11 protein-coding genes are annotated in these 20,535 nt (G+C 54.7%); all 11 read right to left on the minus strand.

What is annotated here, in order from left to right; translation table 11 throughout:
* Positions 1 to 3: 3 nt before the first annotated feature.
* Positions 4 to 267, minus strand: coding sequence for a WGR domain-containing protein (locus A3OW_RS0123410; protein ID WP_020565893.1), 264 nt, complete (start codon positions 265 to 267; stop codon positions 4 to 6).
* Between the two features lie 158 nt (positions 268 to 425).
* Complete coding sequence (locus A3OW_RS0123415; RefSeq protein ID WP_020565894.1) at positions 426 to 1,868, minus strand: SMODS domain-containing nucleotidyltransferase; 1,443 nt, start codon at positions 1,866 to 1,868, stop codon at positions 426 to 428.
* Positions 1,869 to 1,895: 27 nt separating this feature from the next.
* Positions 1,896 to 2,804: an S-4TM family putative pore-forming effector gene (locus A3OW_RS0123420; RefSeq protein ID WP_020565895.1), complete on the minus strand. Its 909-nt coding sequence runs from the start codon at positions 2,802 to 2,804 to the stop codon at positions 1,896 to 1,898.
* Positions 2,805 to 3,171: 367 nt separating this feature from the next.
* Positions 3,172 to 4,131: a hypothetical protein gene (locus A3OW_RS0123425; protein WP_020565896.1), complete on the minus strand. Its 960-nt coding sequence runs from the start codon at positions 4,129 to 4,131 to the stop codon at positions 3,172 to 3,174.
* 3 nt (positions 4,132 to 4,134) lie between these two features.
* Complete coding sequence (locus A3OW_RS0123430) at positions 4,135 to 4,821, minus strand: Fe(II)-2OG oxygenase family protein (RefSeq protein ID WP_020565897.1); 687 nt, start codon at positions 4,819 to 4,821, stop codon at positions 4,135 to 4,137.
* Between the two features lie 316 nt (positions 4,822 to 5,137).
* Positions 5,138 to 13,549 (minus strand): strawberry notch-like NTP hydrolase domain-containing protein, encoded by an 8,412-nt coding sequence (locus tag A3OW_RS28975; RefSeq protein WP_020565898.1) that lies wholly within the window; start codon positions 13,547 to 13,549, stop codon positions 5,138 to 5,140.
* Positions 13,550 to 13,554: 5 nt separating this feature from the next.
* A complete protein-coding gene (locus A3OW_RS0123440) occupies positions 13,555 to 13,773 on the minus strand; it encodes a hypothetical protein (protein ID WP_020565899.1) in 219 nt (72 codons plus the stop codon).
* A gap of 3 nt (positions 13,774 to 13,776) precedes the next feature.
* A complete protein-coding gene (locus tag A3OW_RS0123445) occupies positions 13,777 to 15,960 on the minus strand; it encodes a DNA topoisomerase 3 (RefSeq protein ID WP_020565900.1) in 2,184 nt (727 codons plus the stop codon).
* A gap of 7 nt (positions 15,961 to 15,967) precedes the next feature.
* Positions 15,968 to 16,489, minus strand: coding sequence for a conjugative transfer signal peptidase TraF (traF, locus tag A3OW_RS0123450; protein WP_020565901.1), 522 nt, complete (start codon positions 16,487 to 16,489; stop codon positions 15,968 to 15,970).
* Positions 16,486 to 18,342 (minus strand): type IV secretory system conjugative DNA transfer family protein, encoded by a 1,857-nt coding sequence (locus tag A3OW_RS0123455; protein WP_020565902.1) that lies wholly within the window; start codon positions 18,340 to 18,342, stop codon positions 16,486 to 16,488. The genes traF and A3OW_RS0123455 overlap by 4 nt, the downstream gene beginning before the upstream one ends.
* The gene (gene traI / locus A3OW_RS0123460) at positions 18,339 to 20,534 is read right to left on the minus strand and encodes a TraI/MobA(P) family conjugative relaxase (RefSeq protein WP_020565903.1); all 2,196 of its coding nucleotides are present in this window, start codon (positions 20,532 to 20,534) and stop codon (positions 18,339 to 18,341) included. Before traI ends, A3OW_RS0123455 begins: the two co-directional genes overlap by 4 nt.
* Position 20,535: the final 1 nt, after the last annotated feature.

Below are 20,535 nucleotides of genomic sequence, written 5' to 3' on the forward strand. Positions count from 1 at the left end.
TATTTATTTTTCCATTTTCGCTTTATAGGCAGTTCCCAGTCTTTTGGGAGCTGACTCCCTCCGTTTAAGGGTTTTTTGCACGTGCTTGATTGCCTCGTCTTCATTATTGACGATAGTAACGAGGATTCGCCCTTTGCCGCCGATGCGCCCGTAAGTCGTTTCGACGATCCAATTACCGAAGAGGTCCTGCCCATAAGCAATCGAATAAGCGCGGTGAATATTGCGAGCAGGATCTCGTGCTTCCAAATAGGCAACAGGCTTCAGCATGAGGCGTTCTCCACGATGTCTCCACTATATGTAACGGCATCGCTATATTAGGCCGGATGGATACCCATGACATACCGGCCTTCATTCGACGCAATACCGGAGTACCCTATCGCGCCCTAAGCGGGCTAGTAATTTTAATCGGCGATATTTGCATTCACTTATTCAATTACTACATAAAAAGGATCGCTTTTCCCCTGCATAACCTCAGTTGCTTTCCTAATGAGAAAAGCCTCCACAATATGTACCCCGCGATACTGTAAACCCTCCCAACGCGAATTGTTGCTGTCGCTTTCGTAAAACTCTCCTCTCAATGCCTGTGCCTTTTGGGCCGCTTTATCCGTATTTGTCACCCTCCACATAACATAATACTCATTGGGAAATGGCAAACCCGAACCACTTGAAGCACTAAATTTAATCCAGTAACCACTTTTCAATGGCTCTAAACTTGTTATCTGCCTTATTGGCTGTCCATATCTACCCGTATATAAATACGCAGAAACTTTCACCGCGACTCCGGCACTAGAACTTGCACGCCATTTGGGACGGTGCATATGTGGAAGCCGATTAAATCCCTTTGGCAAAGCTATGGAACCTAAACTTCTCACTAAGGTGACAAGGTCGGAACCAGCCGATGCGAGTGACCTGCCACTCAATTCTAGGGCAGCCGATTCACTAACACATGCCGCTTTAGCAACCGTCTCTTCCGCTGCGAAGTCATCCCCAAACACGCGCCTCCATTTTCCAATGCTCTCTTCCTTGTCAGATTCGTCGTAGGCGTCATCGATCCACCCTCTGTATAGGTTGATCTTATTTCTGAAATTGCTGTATTTGGTTTCATCCCATGCGTTGCTCTGGATTTCCTCGTACAGTACCGGGTTTCTGACCGTTGGCTTGGTCGGATTGGCTTGCAACCAGTCGTCCAACCTGCCAATAAGTATTTTCAGGCTCGTAGGAACGTCGGTAAACGGCTTGTTGATGCTGTCTACATAGGAAATCCGATCCCCAAGCAGAGTTGTAAGGAGGAATGACTGGCAAATAAAGTTTGTTTTGATGTCGCGCATGTACTTTAAAAGTCGCGTCACCTTCCTGAGGTTATTCTTCCCAGATATAGAATTTTTATCGATGAGCCAGTCCGTGTATTCTCCCGGCTTGGATCTCTCAAATTCGTTTGAATTTCTGTTGCAAACCTCGTATGTGCCAGAATATAGCCTGTCTTTGACACACGGGGCTATATCTATTTTCCTTTCTCCCGCATATTCGATTGTCACGCAATGAGAATACCTCCGTGTTTTCTCCTTATAAATTCCGCTCCCTTGGAACTCCGTATAGAGGTTGTTGACGTAATCCTTGGCCTCCCATCCGTCTACAGGCTTGACGTAAACGATAAGGTCGGCATCGAATGGGTAATCCGTCAACGGCTTTATGATGGTTTTATGTGCCCATGACCCTTGGGGCTTAAACTCTATAATCTCTGGCTTCCAATCCGAATTATTGATAAATGTCTTTATTGCTTCGATGCTATCCTCAAGAAGAGTCACTCTAGTTTGGTTCAGATTGACGGTATCCCTTAAGAAATCGTCGAAATGCGTTATCAACTTCATTACTTGCCCTCGAATGCGGTCCTAGACTCAATTTATACCTTTTGCCGTTTTGGCCTGTTTTACCCAATACTCAGCGCCGCTGTTCATGTTTGATTCCATCTTTGGCCGCAGAGGCTTGTAAAGCCAGTTGAATATCAAGGGGCTGGACGCCCGGTGAGCAAAGATCGCGTCCTGTAGTTCCCTGGAAGCTTCGGTCACTTCTTCTACGGTAGCATTTCCCAGCGCTTTGTCCCATAGCTTCTCTATCTCGCTTTTCAGGTTCTCCAAAGTCTTCATCGCATCGGTTTGACGATAGTATTCTCGTATTGCCCAGTTTAGCGCCGGGGATATGGGTACAAGAATGGTGATTACGAAGGAAGTCACGGTAAAGCCTACGGTCGAAGAAACTACCGTCGAAGCTATAACGATAAGAGCAATCGACCAGGATATGATGTTTCTGTACCTTGTTCTTAGCTCTCTGTCGTACCATAGGTTTGTCCGTTGGCAAATGATTCTTGCCAAATGGATAGGCAGTTCTTTAGCTACGGTTGGATACCAGTCTGTTAGCCGCCTTTCGTCTGAGGCGCTTAGCTTGCAGGAGGATTCCCGCGCTACATCCTCCGGGTCAACCGCCCTACCGACAAGAAACTTATTCCATTCGAGGGATAGGACGTGGCAGTCGAATTCTTCTTGCAGTTTTGCCGCAGTTTTCATCCGCACCTTATGCGACCGGTCAATGAGAAGAGCGTCTATAAATCCGAAGGATAATGCGAAAATAGCAATAAAAGGCTTTAGGTCAGGCTTAAAGACCGCTGCTATACCCCCGAGTATTGGCAAAAGCATCGTCACTAGCAATGCGATTGCCTGGTATTGTTTCGACCTGTTATATATCACGATAAAAGCGCGAACTATCCTGATCATTTCAGGTTGATTCTGTATTTTTTCTATTTCGTTCATCTATAACCCATACTTATGAAGTAGCTTCCAGCCAGGTAGGGTGGCTACGTGTACCTTCGTGCGTACCCTACCTGGCTGGTTTTGAGCCTAACAAGTGATTATCCCGGTCGGTATATTTACGCCGAAACTGAGTCTACCGCAAGCACAAGTTCCACGAAAATGGAATGCAAGCCGGTGTCGGTAAATGCAAGCTCAGTTGCAATTAATTCGAGCCCAAAACAGCGATAAATGCGAGCCCGGCCGATTTCAAACGCGAGCTGTTACAGTTATGCGACACGTGAAAGCCCCCCTGAGTAGACAATCAACGTAAGGCTAAGTTAACCGTTGCAGCGGGTTGACTGGAGCCACAGTTGGGCGATTCCCTCACTTAATATTCATTGAAATCAGGCTCGTATTCGGGTATTTCGTTGCGGGCATCTTCAAGCTGCTCCTCTGTATATAAATCAAAGAATTCAGCCGCTGTGTATGTTGTTGTCGAAGAAAAAGCATCACCTAACCCGCACGCAGAAAGCTTCGAGTATCCGGAGATTTTCAAGCCACACGCAATGCACTCAAATGCGGACGGAAGCATTGTTTGGCGTTGGATCACTTCATCGTCGCCGACCCTTGTAGACACCGGACCACTTGGATTGCCATGTAAAATTGCCGGGGAAGCACAAGATGGGCAGGATACGCGATGCCCTGCGTGGCGTGTTGCCCATGCAGTTGCCTGAAGAGTTGCAGATTTACGTTCTTCCTCCAGCTTATTCGACCATACCGTCGCATGTGCCTTTATGTCTTGATCAACTGCCTTTGCCGCTGCGTCATTTAGTGATGCAATCATTTCAAGCGCTCGTTCTGGATCGGAAACAAAGTCCGCCAACTGCTTGCCCATCGATTCCAATAAGATTTTGCAGGAGCGATAAAACTTTGGAAGCCATTCCGCAGTACCTAACCCGGTAAATACGATTTCTCCCGAATGAAGTTCCGCGTTTCTTCTTTCTACATGCTTACTGCAGAAACCGGCTACCTCTTGATTAAAGTCTGGCAATAACTCATTCAAGCGCACCAAGACTTCTTTTGTCCCAATTGATGTCGGAGTAAATTTCTTAGCTGTTGGTGCCTTTCCCAACGCATGCATAATATTTCGCCAATTTTGTGCATCTGCCAGGAGAACCGGAGAGATGTGAGCCAGTGCAGCCCTAGCGAGTAGTTCCAGACTGAGCGCAGACCAAAGGCCATACTTCCATTCATCGGCCACAGTTGAATTCATCTGTTCGATATATAGTTGTGCTTTCGCGAGCAAGGTATCCGAAGACCATGGATTCGGTTCGATTGCATTCGACATTTACTACGCTCCTAAAGTGTTTAGATAAATACGCTCAATTACTCGATTCATCGAGCCTTCTGGAACCGCCGATCTCCCGTGAAGCATTCTCCAGTTGTCGATAATGATAGTGTCTCCTGACTGGAGTAGGTTCACTGAAATAATCTCCTCATCATGCCAGGAGTGAGAAGCGAACACCTCAAAGGTGCGCTTAGCAGAATCGTTGAGCGGCGATAGAAAAAGGAAATCCCATCTTATCCCCCATGATCCATCCTGACAAAAAAACACGGGGAGGGGGCAAATTTTTTGCCCATTGCTCTTCCGTCTTGGTACGACCAAGGCTTGCTTTAAAGTGCGCTCACCAATCGCCGACACAATGGCCGAATACGATATAAGCTTTGTTTCAACATCCTTTGCTCCAACTTTGCATCTGAGCATCAGATACCGAGGAGGTAAATACCAATGAGCGAGATCAGAATGCAATGGAAATTCTTCAATACCATACGTCCCGCTGTATTGATTCATCAAGCGCGCATCAGGTTTACGGGGCTGGAGGATCTGGACTATAGGAACGCCAGGTAAGTTTGACGATACATCCATGATGGAGCCAAGCTTCAGTGCTACCTGTTCCGTAGATAAGCGCGGGGCTAATCGCCGTATTACTGCGTACCCTGTTGAGCGTACTCGTTGAATAATTTCTTCGGCATCCATAAGGTTTTTCTTTCCTGTATATCGTCCTATATGTCGATAACTAGCGGCAGGTAAAGGCTGAGTTGAAGTGGCTAAGTGACCCAAGGCGAGCGGCAACAAAGGGTCGGTTCTGCTCCTTTTTCGAACGAATGTAACCAGTTTATATTTGCAGCCAAAGTGAGCCAGAGAATAGCAAATGCGAGCCCGGCCGTTTTCAAATGCAAGCCGTTACAGCTATTGCCCATTTTCTCACGAATCCTTACAGTCACCCACATATGATAAGTGGTGACAGAATCGCCGATCGAGCCAGCTGCTCCCGTCACCACGTTAAGGAGAATTAGCGCCGTATCGCCCGCCGCTGTTCATGTTCCTGAGCCTGGCCCAGATCCTGCCGTTCGGACTGCTCTGCTCGGCGATGATTCGCCACAACAATACCCACCATGGCCCTTACCTGGCGTTTAACGGCGTCAGCACCCAAGCTGCTTTTCACAGCCAGGTCGTTGAAGTCGCTGAACGACTTCGGATTCTCCGATTGCTCTCCAGGAGCGAAAATCGGAAACACGACGTGACCGTTCACCGCCTTAGCCGCTTCCTCGGCCTTCTCCCGGCCTGGATTATTTCCGTACTCCCGCATCACAGACAAATCATCATCACCGGCGATAACGATAGGTTTGTCCGGAAATCGCTCGCGCAGCAGCTTGGCGACGTGCGGCAGATTGCCGGAATCGAACGCGGACACGACCGGCACATCTACCGCTTGAGAGAGCGTATCGGCGGTGGCGTAGCCTTCGCCAATGATGATGACGGGCGCGGCATCGAGTGCGGCCAGGCCCTCGCCGCCAACGACGTGGAAGGTCTCGATTTTCGCCGAATCCTTGGCGAACCGTTTTGCGCCGTTTGTCTGAATGGATTGAACGCTCACGACCTGGCCGTCGATGTCCTGGGCAGGCAGAAGCAAATCGCCGGCCGTAAACACTAATTTGTCCGGATTCTGCTCGCGCAGCTCCTTGGACTCCCGCCAGTTCTTCCCGATCAGAACGATCGAATCGTCCGGCAGATCGCTTGAATCGTTTGGCACGACCTGTAAGCCATCAGGCCGCGCCTGCTTGTTTTTCAGGTATGTGTGATCGGATTGAGCAACAGGTGCAATCGCAAGCAAGTCGCGAATCGCTTCGGTAACAACAGCACGGCGGGCCTCTTGCTCCGCCTCGCGCCGCTGTAGCTTCGCCGCCGCCTCGGCCTGCAACCGGGCTTTTTCCTCTTGATTCAGCGTGTAGCCCTTGCTCTTCCATTTCATTTCGACGCCGGTCCGGTTATTTTTCAGATAACCGGCCGGATGACCGTCCAGGTGCGCCACGTAGAAACCCGATTTTTCGCCCTTATCGCCTTCGACCTCAATCCGATGACGTTTGCCATCCATGTTGGGATGCTCGCCGGTCACTACACAGCCAATTGCACGCAACGCCTCGGCGAATTCTTCGATCGGCGTCATTGCCGGCCCTTGTTGGGCCGCGACATTATCAGGCAGCCACTTTTGCAGTTTGCCCATATCTCCAGACGGACCGGCGTACCAGGATTTCGCACCTTTATCCCACAAGGCGCCCGCCGCCTTGGCTTCGAGGCGTTCGGCATACGGCACAGCGAGATAGAGGCGTTCCTGGTCATCCTGGCGGGCCACTGGGTCAGCCGTCGAGCCGTTAGGGGCTCCCTGCGTCCATTTGGCGAAGGGCGCAAGGTCCAGGTTGCGCGGCACATACCAGGATTGTTTTTGCCGGTCCCATCTCGCCCCGAGCGCCTTCGCGTCGTTTTTTTCACGGAACGGGACGTTGATGTAAGTGAGTTCCCCTTTTTTCGAAGCAGCGCCCTGTGGTTGTGCCGCCGTCGACGTGTTCGCGCGTTTTTGTGCCTCGCTGTCGAGCGCCTGTTTCAGTGCCTGATCGGGGCTATCGCCCCAAGACTTGAAAAACTCTTTTTGTCCGCCGTCATCTTTCGACCACGTTGACGCAATGGTATCGGCCGATTCGCGGCCGTCAGCACGCTTCAGCGTGCGAATCACATACGGTCGTTCGCTGCCGGGTATATCCAAGAATGCGCAGGCCGCCTCTTGCGGGTTTTCGGTTTCGACAGTTTTATCCCGGTTGTCTGTGCTGTTGACGGTATAGATGACCGTTACCGCCGCATTAGGGGCTAGCGGTTCTTGTGTAGCCGCCTCCTGCGGCGACTGCTGATTTCGACGATACAGAGCCGGAGAAACTCGAACCTGTTCATCCAGCCCGTAATACTGGGTCGCAGTAAAATTATTAACATGTACCTTGATTCTGTTGTCATTGGTTACACTAACCTCATCTACACGATCCACAAATGCGGCATGACCCGGAATCGTGGATACGATGGCATCACCGGGTTCCAAATCCCCGGCCAGTTTCCAACTTGCGTTTGGTTTATCATTCATCGGGGCCTCCATTTTGTTATCCGTCCGAGGAGCTTCAGCCAAAGTTCTCCGGGCATCGGCGACGGCAGTTCGCCAAACCTCTGATGCCGTACGGAACGCATTGGCAGCGGCCTGAACATCTGGGTCGTCATGGGTAAAATGATAACGCGCATCGCGAGCATTCTTTTCGCCGTAGACGCGAACCAGCTCGCGCTGATAGGTGTCGTCGGCAGCCTTCATCGCTTTGTACTGCTCGGACGTGAGAGCCGACACAGTGAGTGGCTCTTGTTTAGGTGTCGGTGTCGCATCTGGGAACTTCGCCACAAGGTCGGGATACTCGGCGAGCACGCTTGTAGGCGGGAACGTACTGCTCAGCGTCTTCGAGGTGCGTCCCTCCGGACTGTTCATGTATAACGCATTGTTGACGGCTGCATGATGCACGTCGGCGATGGCCTCCTGGGCCGTGGCGGCGTCGGAGAACGCGGAATAGTCGCCATGACTCACATTCCATTTACGACCGTGGTTGGTCAACTCTTCGACCGTTGCCAGGCTGGCAAACTGCGCAAGGGTCAGTTCATGCGGCGGCCGCTGATCGATGGCCTGCTCTTGGTCGTTCTCCAGAATCTGCTGCTCGAAACCAAGCACAAACTCGTGGATTTTCTCGGCATCGGCCGCCGCCCGGAAAATCTCCGTGGGATCTTCCTGCAGGGCCTTGATCCACGATCCCACATAGGCGGCATGCTGTCCGGGATCGTGCCCGATCCCCAATTCGTCGCCGAGCATCAAGCTCGCGATTTCGGCCCGCAATTCTTCCTTCGCGTAGCCTTCGCTACCGAACGGATGCGACAGGTCGCGGCCTAGCCGGTTTTCATGCCCGGTCCAGTGCCCTAATTCATGCAATGCGGTTGCGTAATAACGATCCGCGCTTTCGAACTGGCCGCGATCGGGTAAATGAATGGAATCCGTTGACGGTCGATAGAACGCGCGATCCTGGAGGGAATGGCGAATATCCGCACCGGAAGCTTTGAGTATGATCTCAGCCCGTTCCAACGCGTCCCATTCCTGCGTTTTTTTCTCCAATGGAGGTAAACCATCTATCTGTTCAGCATTAAACACGGTAGCAAAAAACACACGCGGCCGTTCCAGCTTGACCGTTACCGTTTCCGGCTTTCCGTCCGCATCGAGAACAGGACGGCCGTTTTCATCATGTTTCGGCTGCTGCTCCGAAAATTTCCAGTATTGAACAGGTGTGCCTCTCTCGCCTTTACGCACCTGAGCACCTACGGCGGCAGCCTGTTTGTAGGTCATCCAACGCTGATCGGAATACTCCTGGGACATGAGATAAATCGCATTGATGCCGCGATAGCGTTTTCCCGTTGTCGGATTCATCGGAAATGTCGAACCAGGCGGCGCCGACTCCCATGGTCGCTGCCATGGGGCACTGCCTTGTTCGAGTTGCGTAATCAGTTTGTCGGCGACAACCTGAGCGAATGATTTTTTATCGGATGTTTTATCAGCCATAGGTGTACCATCCTGTTGCTTGGTTGAAGGAGAAGACTGGTCCCGACCGGATTCGCCGAGCTTTATAGACTCGTTAAACGGCTGTGCGCCTGGCTCTGGAAGCCGTACGGACAACTCGACGCCGACACCTTTATCCGGATCGGCGATATCGCGGTCCTTTTTGTGAAACAGGTCGACGACCGGCTTGGATGCGGTGATGCGCTCGAACACGGGCAGCCCTATGTCGCCGGCCGGAATGAATACGCGCTCCTGCCAGTTGATGCGCTCGACGAACGCACCTTGCTGGGTGAGCACGCGCTTCTCTGCATCGGAAAGCCTCCCCTTGACCTCGACTCGCTCCTCCCGGTTGACGGTGGCCAGCGAGATTTCCCAGCCGTTCGAAAGCACAGCCCGCTGCCCGGCCTGGATGGCCGCGAACAGGTCGGCAGTCGACATTTTTGCCGTTGCTGAATCCAAGCCCAGATTTTTCAAAGTCTGTTTAGCGGCGTTCGGCCCAAGCAACCGGCCGAGCAGTTGCTCGCCGTCGTCGGTCTGGAGTCGGTAAATCGTTTCCGAGCCCTCCACGCGATCCCAAATCGGCAGGATGACGCCGACCAGCATGCTTGTTGTTGTGGTCTCAGTTTTCGGTGCCGCTTCGAGCTGATCTTTCCAAAGCCGTTCGGCTTCGGATTCGTCAATCTGCCGCGTCAATGTGACTTTCGTAGACGAACCGTTAGCAAAACGGTATTCCCAACCGCGATGAATAACGTCCGCGTTGTCGATGTAGCGGTGCCCATTCTTCTTGATACCGTAGATCGTTCCACGCCTGGTCAGCTCGCCCTCGGAATTCATCCGCTCGCCCCGATCATCCATAAAAAACACTTCACCTTTGTTCCGGCCGTGCTCGGAGACAAACCAGCCGCTGAGCTTTCCGGACTGCTGCCGGTGACGGGCCATTGCGGCGATTTCGTCCCACTCGATATAGTGCAGAGCGTTTGTAACGGCCAATTCGACGTAGCGCGTTTGCGCTCCGGTCTTGGCATCCTCGTAGGCAACTTCATCGCGGGTTTTTTGGATGTTGAGCGCCCGTAACGTTTGCAGCCCCTCGTCATAGAGCCCGTGTTGTTTCGCGTACTCCACGGCCTCGACAAGCCGCGATTCGAACTCCTCGAACACGGCGTTCTGCTGGTCGGTCTTGAGCGACAGCAAGCGGTTCAGGAACTGTGGAATATCCGGGATTTTGGATTGCTCGAAACCGCCGTCGCTGTTGAGCAGATTAAGCCCCATTTCCCGCGTGACGTTCTGAAAACTCAGGCCCGTCCGGTTCTGGTAAAGGTCGGTAAAGAAGGTATACAGCGCCGTCTTGGCATACTCGCTTTCAAGGTTGTCGGCCGCCGTAAACATGCCCTGGCTAGTCGCCTGACGCTGCCCTCGGGTCAGCGCGCCGAGCTGGTCCAGCCGGCGAGCGATCGACGACACGAAACGTTTCTGCGCCTTCAAGTTCGTTGTCGGCAGCACGTAATGCGGTTCAGTTGCTTGATTCGTCCGATGGGTTCTGCCGAAGCCTTGAACGGCCGCATCCGCCCGCCAACCGGGTTGCAGAATGTAGTGAATGCGCTTGCGCGTGTTCACCGCCGTATTGTCGGCGTGGAACGAATAGCCGGTTCCACCGGCACCGGAGAAAATGAGGATTTTTTTCTTGTCAGCCTGGAACAGCTCTGCATCGACACGCGAGGAATTCTTGCCACGCTTTTCCTCGACGACTTTCAAATTGCCGTCGTCGTCGCGTACCTGGACGAAGCGCCGGCCGCGGCCGGTCACTTCGGCCACTATATCCGGGCCGAAGGCGTTGATGATCGAATCGAGCGGGTTTTCCGGAACCCGGATGTGTTGCAGATTGCTCAGCAGTTGATCGCGCAGCGCGATGGCTTCGCGGTCGAACACCTGATTGCCTTCGGAATCGCGGACCGGCACATAGATTTTGTTGCCGTTACTGTCCACGGACTCCTCGTAAGCAGCAACAGGGAAACCGTTGCGGACATAATCCATCAGCATTTGACGCGGGGTAAAATCCAGGTCCTCCAGATCGGCATCGTTCGCCATGGCATCGGCAATGATGCGCTCCTGGGCTGCCTCGTTCGTGTTGACGATCTGGATGACGGCGGCATGGCCGGCATCGAGCTGCTGCTGAATATGCTCGATCACGGCCGGAGTCTGCATCGCAGTGATGATCTGGTTGAAAAAGCGCTGGTGAGCGCCCCAGAATTGCGCAAGAGCCGCACTTTTGCCTGGACCGCTCTTACCGGCTTGGGTAATCTCCAGCGCCGTTTCAACGTTGTTCAGCACGATCTGCCAGGCTCCGGCCAGCTCGTTGTAAATATCCTCCTGTAACTCGCTCAGCGTGTGCTCCATGCGCTCGTAGCTCACGCCGTCATACGACAGTGAACGGGCCAGATACATGCCCATCGCTTTCATGTCGCGCGAAATAAGTTCCATCGATGCGATGCCGCCGGCGGATACGCCATTGACGAACGCATTCACATCGGCGAACGGCGTGCCTTCGCCCCACAAGCCCAGCCGGTCGGTGTAGCTGAGATTGCTGACCTCCGTCGCGCCGGTCGCAGATACATACACTACGCGGGCGTTCGGCAATTCGCGTTGCAGATTGATGCCGGCCATCGCCTGCTGTGACGGTTTACGGACGCCCCTCTTGCCCTTGATTGCGATCGCGTTGCCCATGCTGTGCGCCTCATCGAAGGCAATCACGCCGTCGAAGTCTTTGCCGAGCCATTCCACCATCTGCTGCAAGCGGGATTTGCCGCCGCTTTGCCCTAGATCGGTGGCCTGCTTTTTCTCGCCGCCGCGTAACGTAGAATAGGTCGTGAACAGGATGCCCTCGGTCTGCGAGAGTTCGTTGCCGGCCTTGGTCTTGCCCTGAAAGAAAATGCGGTCCGGATCGCCGCCGATAGACGAATAATCCCGGCGGGCATCGTTGAGAAGACCCTCGTTGAAACTGACCCATACCGCCTTCTTGCGGCCTTGCATGAGGTTATCCAGAATGATGCCTGAGATTTCACGGCCCTTGCCAACGCCCGTCCCGTCGCCGATGAAAAAGCCCTTGCGCGAACCGTTCGGCAACAGCTCCGAATGGGCCTGGCCGGCGTAAACGATGGACTCAAGCTGCGCGATCGATAACAACCCCTGCCGAACGACGCGGGCCGGCAGTGCCGGGGTGTAGGTCGGCGCGGGCGGCTCGACGGCCGACATGGCGGCCGACTGGACCAATTTACCCGGGTGCGCATGAGCATCCGGGATGCTCAACCGTTGCGGCGTGTAACGCGCGAAAACGGAATCGGTAAATTCGCCGGCAACGGTCTTCGTCGCCTCTATAGCAAAGCCGCCGGTTCCTGAGCTTTCAACGACGCTACCAGCTCCTCCAAGATCGCCGCCGCCGCTTCCTCCAGGCTCTCCGGTAACGTTATCTCGAACGTCACTCCGGGCTCCGATTCGGTCATCAGGCTCATCGCCAGAGACGGATTCGCCGACAGCTTCGCTATCAGCAGCAACGGCTCGGGAATCGTCGGCGTCTCCAATAGACTTCGTTCGAGCGCTTCGCGAATCAGTACCAGCGCCGCCAGTTCCCTGCTCGGGTCGAATGGAATCCTGTACTGTGTGAGAATCGTCGCGGCCTGTTGATTCAACGGGTCCGCGTTGTAGAGGTTTACGTTCATTGCGGATGTTCTCCAGTAAAGCGGGCAGTTCGGCGACGGTCGCGACACGCCCTGTTAAAACGGGTTGAATAGTAGGTCCGGTTTTGTCGATCACCAGAATAATGTTGTCGAAACTCGTACCGTATTTCGCATACTCCCGGCCGTCGATCCCGATATTCGCGCGGACGGTGTATTTCGCCTCGATTTGATACCACCAAGCCCTGAATGCCGGCCGATCGGCGGCCATGCCTTGGCCGACAATCGCCACCAGACGCCCGCCGTCGGTAAGCCGCCGTAACGCCTGCTCGATGTGCTTCGCACCGTTCGCGTTACTACGCTGGCCCTGAACACGGCCCGCCGTCGATGAAAACGGCGGATTCATCACGATCACGGTAGGAATGGTGTCGGCCGGCAGCACGTTATCGAGCTGTTCGGCATTCTCGCGGAACAGCGTCGCGTCGGGGAACAACTGAGCCAGCAAGGCTTGCCGGCGTGGAGCGAGTTCGTTCAGCACGACATCGGCGCCGGCGATGTGGGACCAGATAGCCAGGTCGCCGGTGCCGGCGGACGGCTCCATCATCCGATCGTCAGGCCGGATAGCCGCAACCCAATTCGCAACGAAAGCAAGTGCCGGCGGCGTGCTGAACTGCTGCCACTCGTCCATTTCCGGATCGCGTCGGGTTTGGGTCGGCAACCGCTGGATGCGCTGAGTCAATTCCGCCGCCTTCGCCTGCGCCCAATCAGCTCCGTTGTCAATCCAGTCGGCGGGTTCTGTGGCTAACAAATGGATATTAAAAGCGGCTTCCATGGCATCGTAAGCGTCTTTCGGCGAATACGTTCCATCGGCCTGGGTGCCGCCGAAAACTCGGTTAGCAGTCTGGGTGAGGAATGCGCTCGTGATCTCGCCGTCCTGGCCGAGTTTTGCAGCCAGTTCGATTGCAAGCCGATGGCGAAATTCGTCGAAGGTCGGGGCGGCTGTAATCGCCGGTAACGGTTCTGGAACCGGTTCCAGAACGGCTTGAGGTTGCCCGACCGCAGCCGGCTCCACGATCAGCCAATCATTAAACAGGTCTAGCTGACCTGTATTATTTTGTGATTTATTTGCCATCCAGCTTATTCCTCATCCGCCAAATCTGCCGCACCTTCGAGGGCATCCTCTTCGGTCAGGGCATCCTCAACGAATGCGCCCGCTTGTTCGGCCTCCTCGGGATCGAACTCGACGACATAACCGGGGATCATGGCGTCGGCCAATTTTTCGGCCACCGCACCGGAACCGCTTGGGATCAGCTCGTTATCCGGGGTAACGATAGAAACAACGTTGTTCTCACTCATGACTTACTCCTTACGTTTGCTGTAATCGGGCCGGCCTTTGATGTCGGGATAGGTTTTGTCACAGGCGGGATAACCACTACAGCCCCACCAGAACACGCCCCGTTTTTTACTTGGCCTGCGAGTCAGCCCCTTTCCGCACGCCATACATTTGTGCAGCGTGGATACCGCTGCGGCTTCCTTCGGGACCGGCTTGCCGGCTTTGTCCTCACAGGCATATTTACAGCCCTCGGAAAAGCCGGTGCAGCCCCAAAAAAACTCGTTTTTGTCCTTTTTCTTGATACGGCGTAACGGACGGCCGCAATCCGGACATGGATGGGTATCGGTCTTGATTCCGATCCCATTGACTTTGACCGCATCGACTTCCTCGCCGATGTAGGCCAAGAGTTCGCGCACAAACGATTCGGCGTTGTGTTCGCCGGCCTGTATAGCCTTTTGCTGTTCGTGCCATAGAGCGGTCATATCCGGATATTTCGCCTGGTCGGGCAGGCAGTCGTAGAACTCCCGGCCGGTCGGCGTGCTGACGATGCTCTTGCCTTTCTCAGCCAGATAGCCGCGCTCGAACAGCGTAGCGATGATCGTGTCGCGCGTAGCCGGCGTACCGATGCCGCCGTGCTCGCCTTCCTTGCCCTTGTCTTTTTCTATAAGGAGCTTACGCAATCGATCATCACGCACGTACTTGGCTACGCGCGTCAGGTCAGCGAGCAAGGTTGCCATCGTATAGAGCGGTCGCGGCTTGGTTTCCATCTGCTCGGCGGTGGCTTCCACGCACGTGCCTTGTTGTTCGGCACATGCGTTGCGAAGGTCAGCGGCGAGCGTGTCCTCGTCGCCCTCCAGGTCTTCATTCCCCGCGTCGTTTTTGTACAGGGTAAGCCAGCCGGTACGGGTGGTTACGTTGGAACGCACGGCAAACCGGTGGCCCTCAGACTCGACGAGAATATCTGTCTGGTCGTATTGGTGTTTAGGCCAAAACTGTGCGATGTAGGCGCGGGCGATCAGCAGGTATATTTTCTGCTCGCCGTCAGTCAATTTCGACAGGTCGGCCGTCGCTTCGGTTGGAATGATGCCGTGGTGAGCCGATACCTTGGCGGAATTGAACGCGCGGCTTTTTAGCGCCGGGTCAGCGCGTTGCGCAACCGGAGCCAGAATGGGTGCGGTCACCGCGATCGCGGCAAGAACCTGGGGCGCATCCGCGTGCTGCTCCTCGCTCAGATATTCGCAGTCGCTACGATTGTATGTGATGAGCCGATGCTTGTCCCGCAGCGTTTGCGTGATGTCCTTGGTCTGGTCCGGCTTGAACCCGAACTTCCGTGAGGCGTCGGTTTGCAGCTTCAACAGATTGTAGGGCAGGGGAGGATGCTGCTCTTTCTGTTTGGTGTCGGCCGACACAATCCGGGCCGGCTTGCCGCGAACGGCGTCCGCGATGCTGTTCGCGTGAACCGGATCGATGAGTCGCCCCTTGTCGTCCACCGGATCGCCGTCGGCGATCTGATACCGGGCCGGAAATTCCAGTCCCTGAATCTGGAACTGCCCGGCGACAATATAATAAAAACTCTTGGTATGAGCTTCGAATTCGCGATCACGGCGCACGACCAGCCCGAGAATCGGCGTCTGTACACGGCCGACACTCAGCACGCCCTGATAGCCGGCTTTGCGAGCCGCCAGTGTGTAAGCGCGGGTGAGGTTATAACCGTAGAGCTGGTCGCCGACACTGCGCGCCTCAGCTGCGGCCGATAGCCCGGCAAACTCGCGATTGTCCCGCATGTTCGCCAAGGCACGGCGCACAACGGCGGTATTGTTGTCGTTGATGAGCAGCCGCATGACCGGCGTTCGGCATTTGGCATACTCCAGAATTTCATCCACCAGTAACTGGCCTTCGTCGTCCGGGTCGCCAGCGTGTACCACACTGTCAGCCTGCTTCAATAAGCCAGTAATGATTTTAAGCTGGTCTTTCTTGTCGCCGGCAGGCTGTTTTCGCCAAGGAATGTGCGCAATAGGCAGGTCGTCCATCGACCACGTTTTGTAACGCGCGTCGTAGTCCTCCGGATCGAGCAATTGCAGCATGTGGCCGAAACACCAGGTCACGTAGTCGTTTCCGCAATCGAAATAGCCGGTCTGCCGACTGCCGCCGCCCAGTCCTTCGACGATAGCGCGGGCAAGGTCGGGCTTTTCCGCAATGAATAAACGCATATATCCCCTACCAAATGAGAAGCGGGACAACCACCCCGCGAATATGTGAACGATCGACCGGGCCATAGTAACGGGCGTCGAATGACAGCGGGCTGTTATCCGCTATCAGTAAAACATCGTCACCAGACAACCGTAAATTCTCGACGCGGTAATCCGGCAACGGTCTGCCGGCAGGATCGGTCGATACCTGAGCCGTGTTCGGCAGGCGGGAACCATTAACGGACACGCCGGCAGCATCGATGGAAACCACGTCATTTTTAGCCGCTAAAATTTTCTTGAACATTTGTTCGTATCCGCCCGGGCAAAAACCGGCCCCGAAATAGCCTCTATGATGAGCTTCGGCAATCAACGGGATTTGTGGCGGGCACATCAACACAGTAGCGCCCGTCGTGACCTGCCGGTCTGTGAGCCAATAAATACCCGGCGGAATACTATGGGTAGTGTTGATGCGCAAACCAGCCACACCGACAGACCCGACGCCGGCGGTCGCAACGAGAGCAGCGATCGCGAAACGGCGCAGGATTTTCATAGCGTAATCCTCTGTTGCTCGGTTGACCGTATCAGCCGGTCGGTCGTAGTCGGCGCGGGAATCTCCGCGCGGGCCTGAAAAATAGGGTCCTTAAAATACAGCGGCTGCCGGCCGTAAATTGCCGGGAACCCGGCAACATAAACAACCATGTCGCCGGGCTCTGCGATCTGATCGGATGCGTCCTTTTTCGGGCCGGGCATCCGCAGGGCTTCATCGGCCGTCAGCAATGGCCGCTGAACTTCCTGCTGCGTTTTAGAAACATTGCCGAGTAAAGCAGCGGCACGGCCGCCGCTGGTCGTCACTTGCTCCTTGATGATCGTCGTTTGCCCCGTGAGCTTCGATAGATGCTCGGCGGTTTCGATCCGGTTCGGCGGGTAGGCATTTTGTACGTGGCAATTCGACGTAATAGCCTCATCGTGACCGTAGCCAGTTTCCCGGCTCTTGAGCTGATTGATGTCCTGGCAAATCAGATAACACTTGATGCCATAACCGGCAACGAATGCCAGCGACTCCTGTAGGATGTCGAGTCGCCCCAAGCTCGGGAATTCGTCCAGCATCATCAACAGTCGGTGCTTGTAGTGGGCGACAGGTCGCCCGTTTTTAAACTCCATTTTATCGGCAAGCAGCCGCACAATCATGTTGACCATCACGCGCACCAAGGGCCGGAGTCTGGCCTTATCATTCGGCTGAGTGACGATATATAAGCTTACGGGATCGTCATAATTCATCAGGTCCTTGATCTTGAACTGGCTCTTGCTGACGTTGCGAGCGACGACAGGATCGCGATACAGCGAGAGGTACGATTTAGCCGTGGAGAGCACCGATCCCGCCTCCTCCTCCGGACGATCCATCATGTCACGCCCGGCAGCTCCTACAACGGGATGTGTTTGCCCGTCAACATGGGCGTAGCTGGTCATTTCCACCCACAAGTCTCTAACCGGCCGCGTCGGATCGGCAAGCATGGCATCGACAGCGGGCAATGTTGCCGGCGTGCCTTCGTGCTTAGCTTTGTACAAGGCGTGCAGAATCACACCCACGAGTAGCGCCTGAGAGGTTTTCTGCCAGTGAGATTCGAGTCCCTTACCGTCTGGGTCCACGATGAGCGTTGCAAGATTCTGCACGTCGCCGACTGCATAGTCGGTATCCATGCGGATTTCGTCAAGCGGATTCCAGTATACGCTACCGGTTCCGGCTGCCGGCTCGAACCGCAACACCTTATTGTGCGCATGTTGTTTACGCCACCCGGACGACAACGCCCACAGCTCGCCTTTCAAGTCGGTGATGACTGCACTTGCCGGCCACGAAAGCAGGGTAGGGATGACTAGCCCGACACCCTTGCCGCTTCGAGTCGGCGCATAGGTCAGAACATGCTCCGGCCCGTTGTGCCGTAGATAATGCGTTTTGCCGGCCTTATCCATCCAAGCACCTACATAAACACCATTATTCGATAATAATCCGGCCGCCTCAATGTCCTTACGGTCCGCCCATCGTGCCGATCCGTGCAGGAATTCGTTCGCCTTCGACGTATTCGCCGCAACCATCTTCAGGATGACGACGATCACGAGCCCGACGCCGGCGACCAACATACCCACGCTGCCGGCCTGCATGACTGCGTTCGGATATTTGCCGTACCAGTGATGAGCCCAGGACAGAATTTGCCACGGCGGATAGATGCCGCCGACATGCGTACCGAGTGCCGGATGATTCTGAAACTGATGGGCGAACCATTGTGTTGCCGTCGCCATGCCGAGCACGAGCGACAGTAGCGCACCAATGGCGTGCGGAGTGGTTGAGGAACGGGTATTGGCTTGCCGCACTTGTGGGCCAATCGCGTTGTTGCGTTTGTTTTTCATTTTTTCCGTCCTTTTGTTGGCTGGACAATGCCGCCGTCGATGACCGACACGTTAGAGCCCACCATAATTCGCCGCAGGCGTATGGCGGCGGCATTGTCTACCGGTAACACGAATATTTGATTTTCTTTGCGGAGGAGGGCGAGTGCCTGCCCGTCGATTGTCCGAAGACCGCCGTATATCATGCTCTCACCAACATTTATAGTATATCGTTTATGTTCTGGAATATCGACGATATACAGCCGCGTTCTATTGCGCTCTTGAATGTACGCATCGGCCGCGGTCCATGCGGTATCTGTCATTCCTGGCCGATCAGCGGGCCGTCGCAGTGCGTCAGTTGATTGGGCTCTTTCGTGCTCCATGTGACCAGAAACATGACCCGACAGTAACACTTCACCTCCGTCGGTGAAGCGAACCACACCGAGTGCGGACAAGCTTCGCAAACGGTTTTGACTCTCGGGCGGCGGGCTTCGTCCAATCCGGCCAACGTCGGGCTTACCGGCCCCGGCTCGAACGGCTGCGCTATCGCTGCGTCCGTGTTCTCGCTGTCCTCGCTCGCTTCTGGCATCGGCTGGTCGAGCACCGCTAACGCCGCTTCGAGTTCCTCGTCCTCGGTCATTTGTTTCGCCATGAGTTGATACCTCCTGATGTTGATCTATTAGCGCTTTGCGGCGCCGTTCGAGTTCGGGGTCGTCGAACGTCACGGTGAGCTGAGCCAACGCGGCGACCTTGACAACCTGGTTTTTGAATTCGTCCGTTCCAGCAATCGACAGGTGGGAACCGTAGCGGTCCATTGCCATTCGTAACGCGGTAAATGCCGCTTGGTGGCTCGTACCTTTCGCCACCTTGAGACGCATGCCGTCATCCCGAATAATCGCGCCCTTTGCTGCATAGACCACCGTCCCTTTTTTAGTAACCGAATCCTGAAGGATTCCTGCCGGCACGGAGGAGGGCGCTGTAGTACCCGAGCCGGTCACTGTATTGCCGCTCAGCGTCTGCGCCGACGGCCTAGCCCGTAGCGCTTCCAGCGCCCCGCGATCCCCCTGCGCCGCCTGGGTGCGCAGCCAATCCGCCCACGCCTGCCGCTGATACCGGACATTGATGGTGTTGCGTTGGGAGCGGTAGTCCTTACTGATTTTCTCTATATTCGCCAGCAGCTTCTTGCTGGTCATTGAATACAGCATTCGCTTCGTGGATGCGGAACCACCCATGAGTTTTATCGCCGCCCGTTTTAATCGCGCGGTCCGTTTGACGTTTTCAATCGCCGTTGTGCGCCACTCCTTGGCGTTTGACCAGGCGATAGCCCGTCCATCCTTCCGCGCTAACTGTTCGGCCTGATAGCGGGTATAGAGTTCGGTTGTATCGACCCGGAGCCGCAAGGGACGTGGAGCATAGCTGCGGGCCGGTAACTCTTCACCCGCTTCAAGCTGTGCGCCTTCAAATGGGCCGAAACGGTTTTCAAGTTTTGTCTTGGAAAATTCGCGGGCAACGGAACTGCCTTTCACCATCGTTCCCTCGCCATCGGTAATCACAAACCCATTACCGCGTAACTTCAATGTCAGCCCATTGTTGGCTAATACCGACTTGAACTCGCCCCAATTTTGAGCCGCCTTTAGATCGTCCAGACACTCCCGCTGTATCCATCCCAACAGGCTTTCTACGCCAGCGTGCCGTTCCATGTCCCCGGCCCGGTTCTCTGCGCCGGTCTTCTGTGCCCGGTGGTTATCCGCTTCCAGACCGTAATCGCATTCCATGTGCTCGCACAATGCACCTAATGTTTTGTGGTCGTTGTACGGAGTGTGGATAGTAAACCGCGTCGGATGAATCTTATTAATCGCAATATGCAGATGTACGTTATCAGTGTCAGTGTGCAATGCACTGACACGCTGATGCTCGCCATATCCGAGTCCGGCGCAGATGCGCGATTCGATTGCTCGTAAGATGTCGGTGTCTGGATTTTCGCCGGCCCGGAAACTGACGATCAGGTGATAGGTTTTGTCGTCGGTCGTGCGGATATTGCGCGATTGCGTATTCATGACTTCCAGGATTGCCATAGCCGGATCATCGGTATGGCAATTAGTCACATTCACAAACTCGACACGCTCCCGTTTCGATTGTTCGTCAGTGATGTAATCCACTAAGTCGGCAAAGTCGCTTTTTTGGATTGATCTCATCGGAACATGCTTGGCAATCATG

Source organism: Methylosarcina fibrata AML-C10, assembly GCF_000372865.1.
Lineage (GTDB): Bacteria > Pseudomonadota > Gammaproteobacteria > Methylococcales > Methylomonadaceae > Methylosarcina > Methylosarcina fibrata.

Excerpts from the sequence above, each read along its gene's own strand:
- A3OW_RS0123410 (WP_020565893.1), bottom strand. The coding sequence starts at position 267 with ATGCTGAAGCCTGTTGCCTATTTGGAAGCACGAGATCCTGCTCGCAAT.
- A3OW_RS0123415 (WP_020565894.1), bottom strand. The coding sequence starts at position 1,868 with ATGAAGTTGATAACGCATTTCGACGATTTCTTAAGGGATACCGTCAAT.
- A3OW_RS0123420 (WP_020565895.1), bottom strand. The coding sequence starts at position 2,804 with ATGAACGAAATAGAAAAAATACAGAATCAACCTGAAATGATCAGGATA.
- A3OW_RS0123425 (WP_020565896.1), bottom strand. The coding sequence starts at position 4,131 with ATGTCGAATGCAATCGAACCGAATCCATGGTCTTCGGATACCTTGCTC.
- A3OW_RS0123430 (WP_020565897.1), bottom strand. The coding sequence starts at position 4,821 with ATGGATGCCGAAGAAATTATTCAACGAGTACGCTCAACAGGGTACGCA.
- A3OW_RS28975 (WP_020565898.1), bottom strand. The coding sequence starts at position 13,549 with ATGGCAAATAAATCACAAAATAATACAGGTCAGCTAGACCTGTTTAAT.
- A3OW_RS0123440 (WP_020565899.1), bottom strand. The coding sequence starts at position 13,773 with ATGAGTGAGAACAACGTTGTTTCTATCGTTACCCCGGATAACGAGCTG.
- A3OW_RS0123445 (WP_020565900.1), bottom strand. The coding sequence starts at position 15,960 with ATGCGTTTATTCATTGCGGAAAAGCCCGACCTTGCCCGCGCTATCGTC.
- traF (WP_020565901.1), bottom strand. The coding sequence starts at position 16,489 with ATGAAAATCCTGCGCCGTTTCGCGATCGCTGCTCTCGTTGCGACCGCC.
- A3OW_RS0123455 (WP_020565902.1), bottom strand. The coding sequence starts at position 18,342 with ATGAAAAACAAACGCAACAACGCGATTGGCCCACAAGTGCGGCAAGCC.
- traI (WP_020565903.1), bottom strand. The coding sequence starts at position 20,534 with ATGATTGCCAAGCATGTTCCGATGAGATCAATCCAAAAAAGCGACTTT.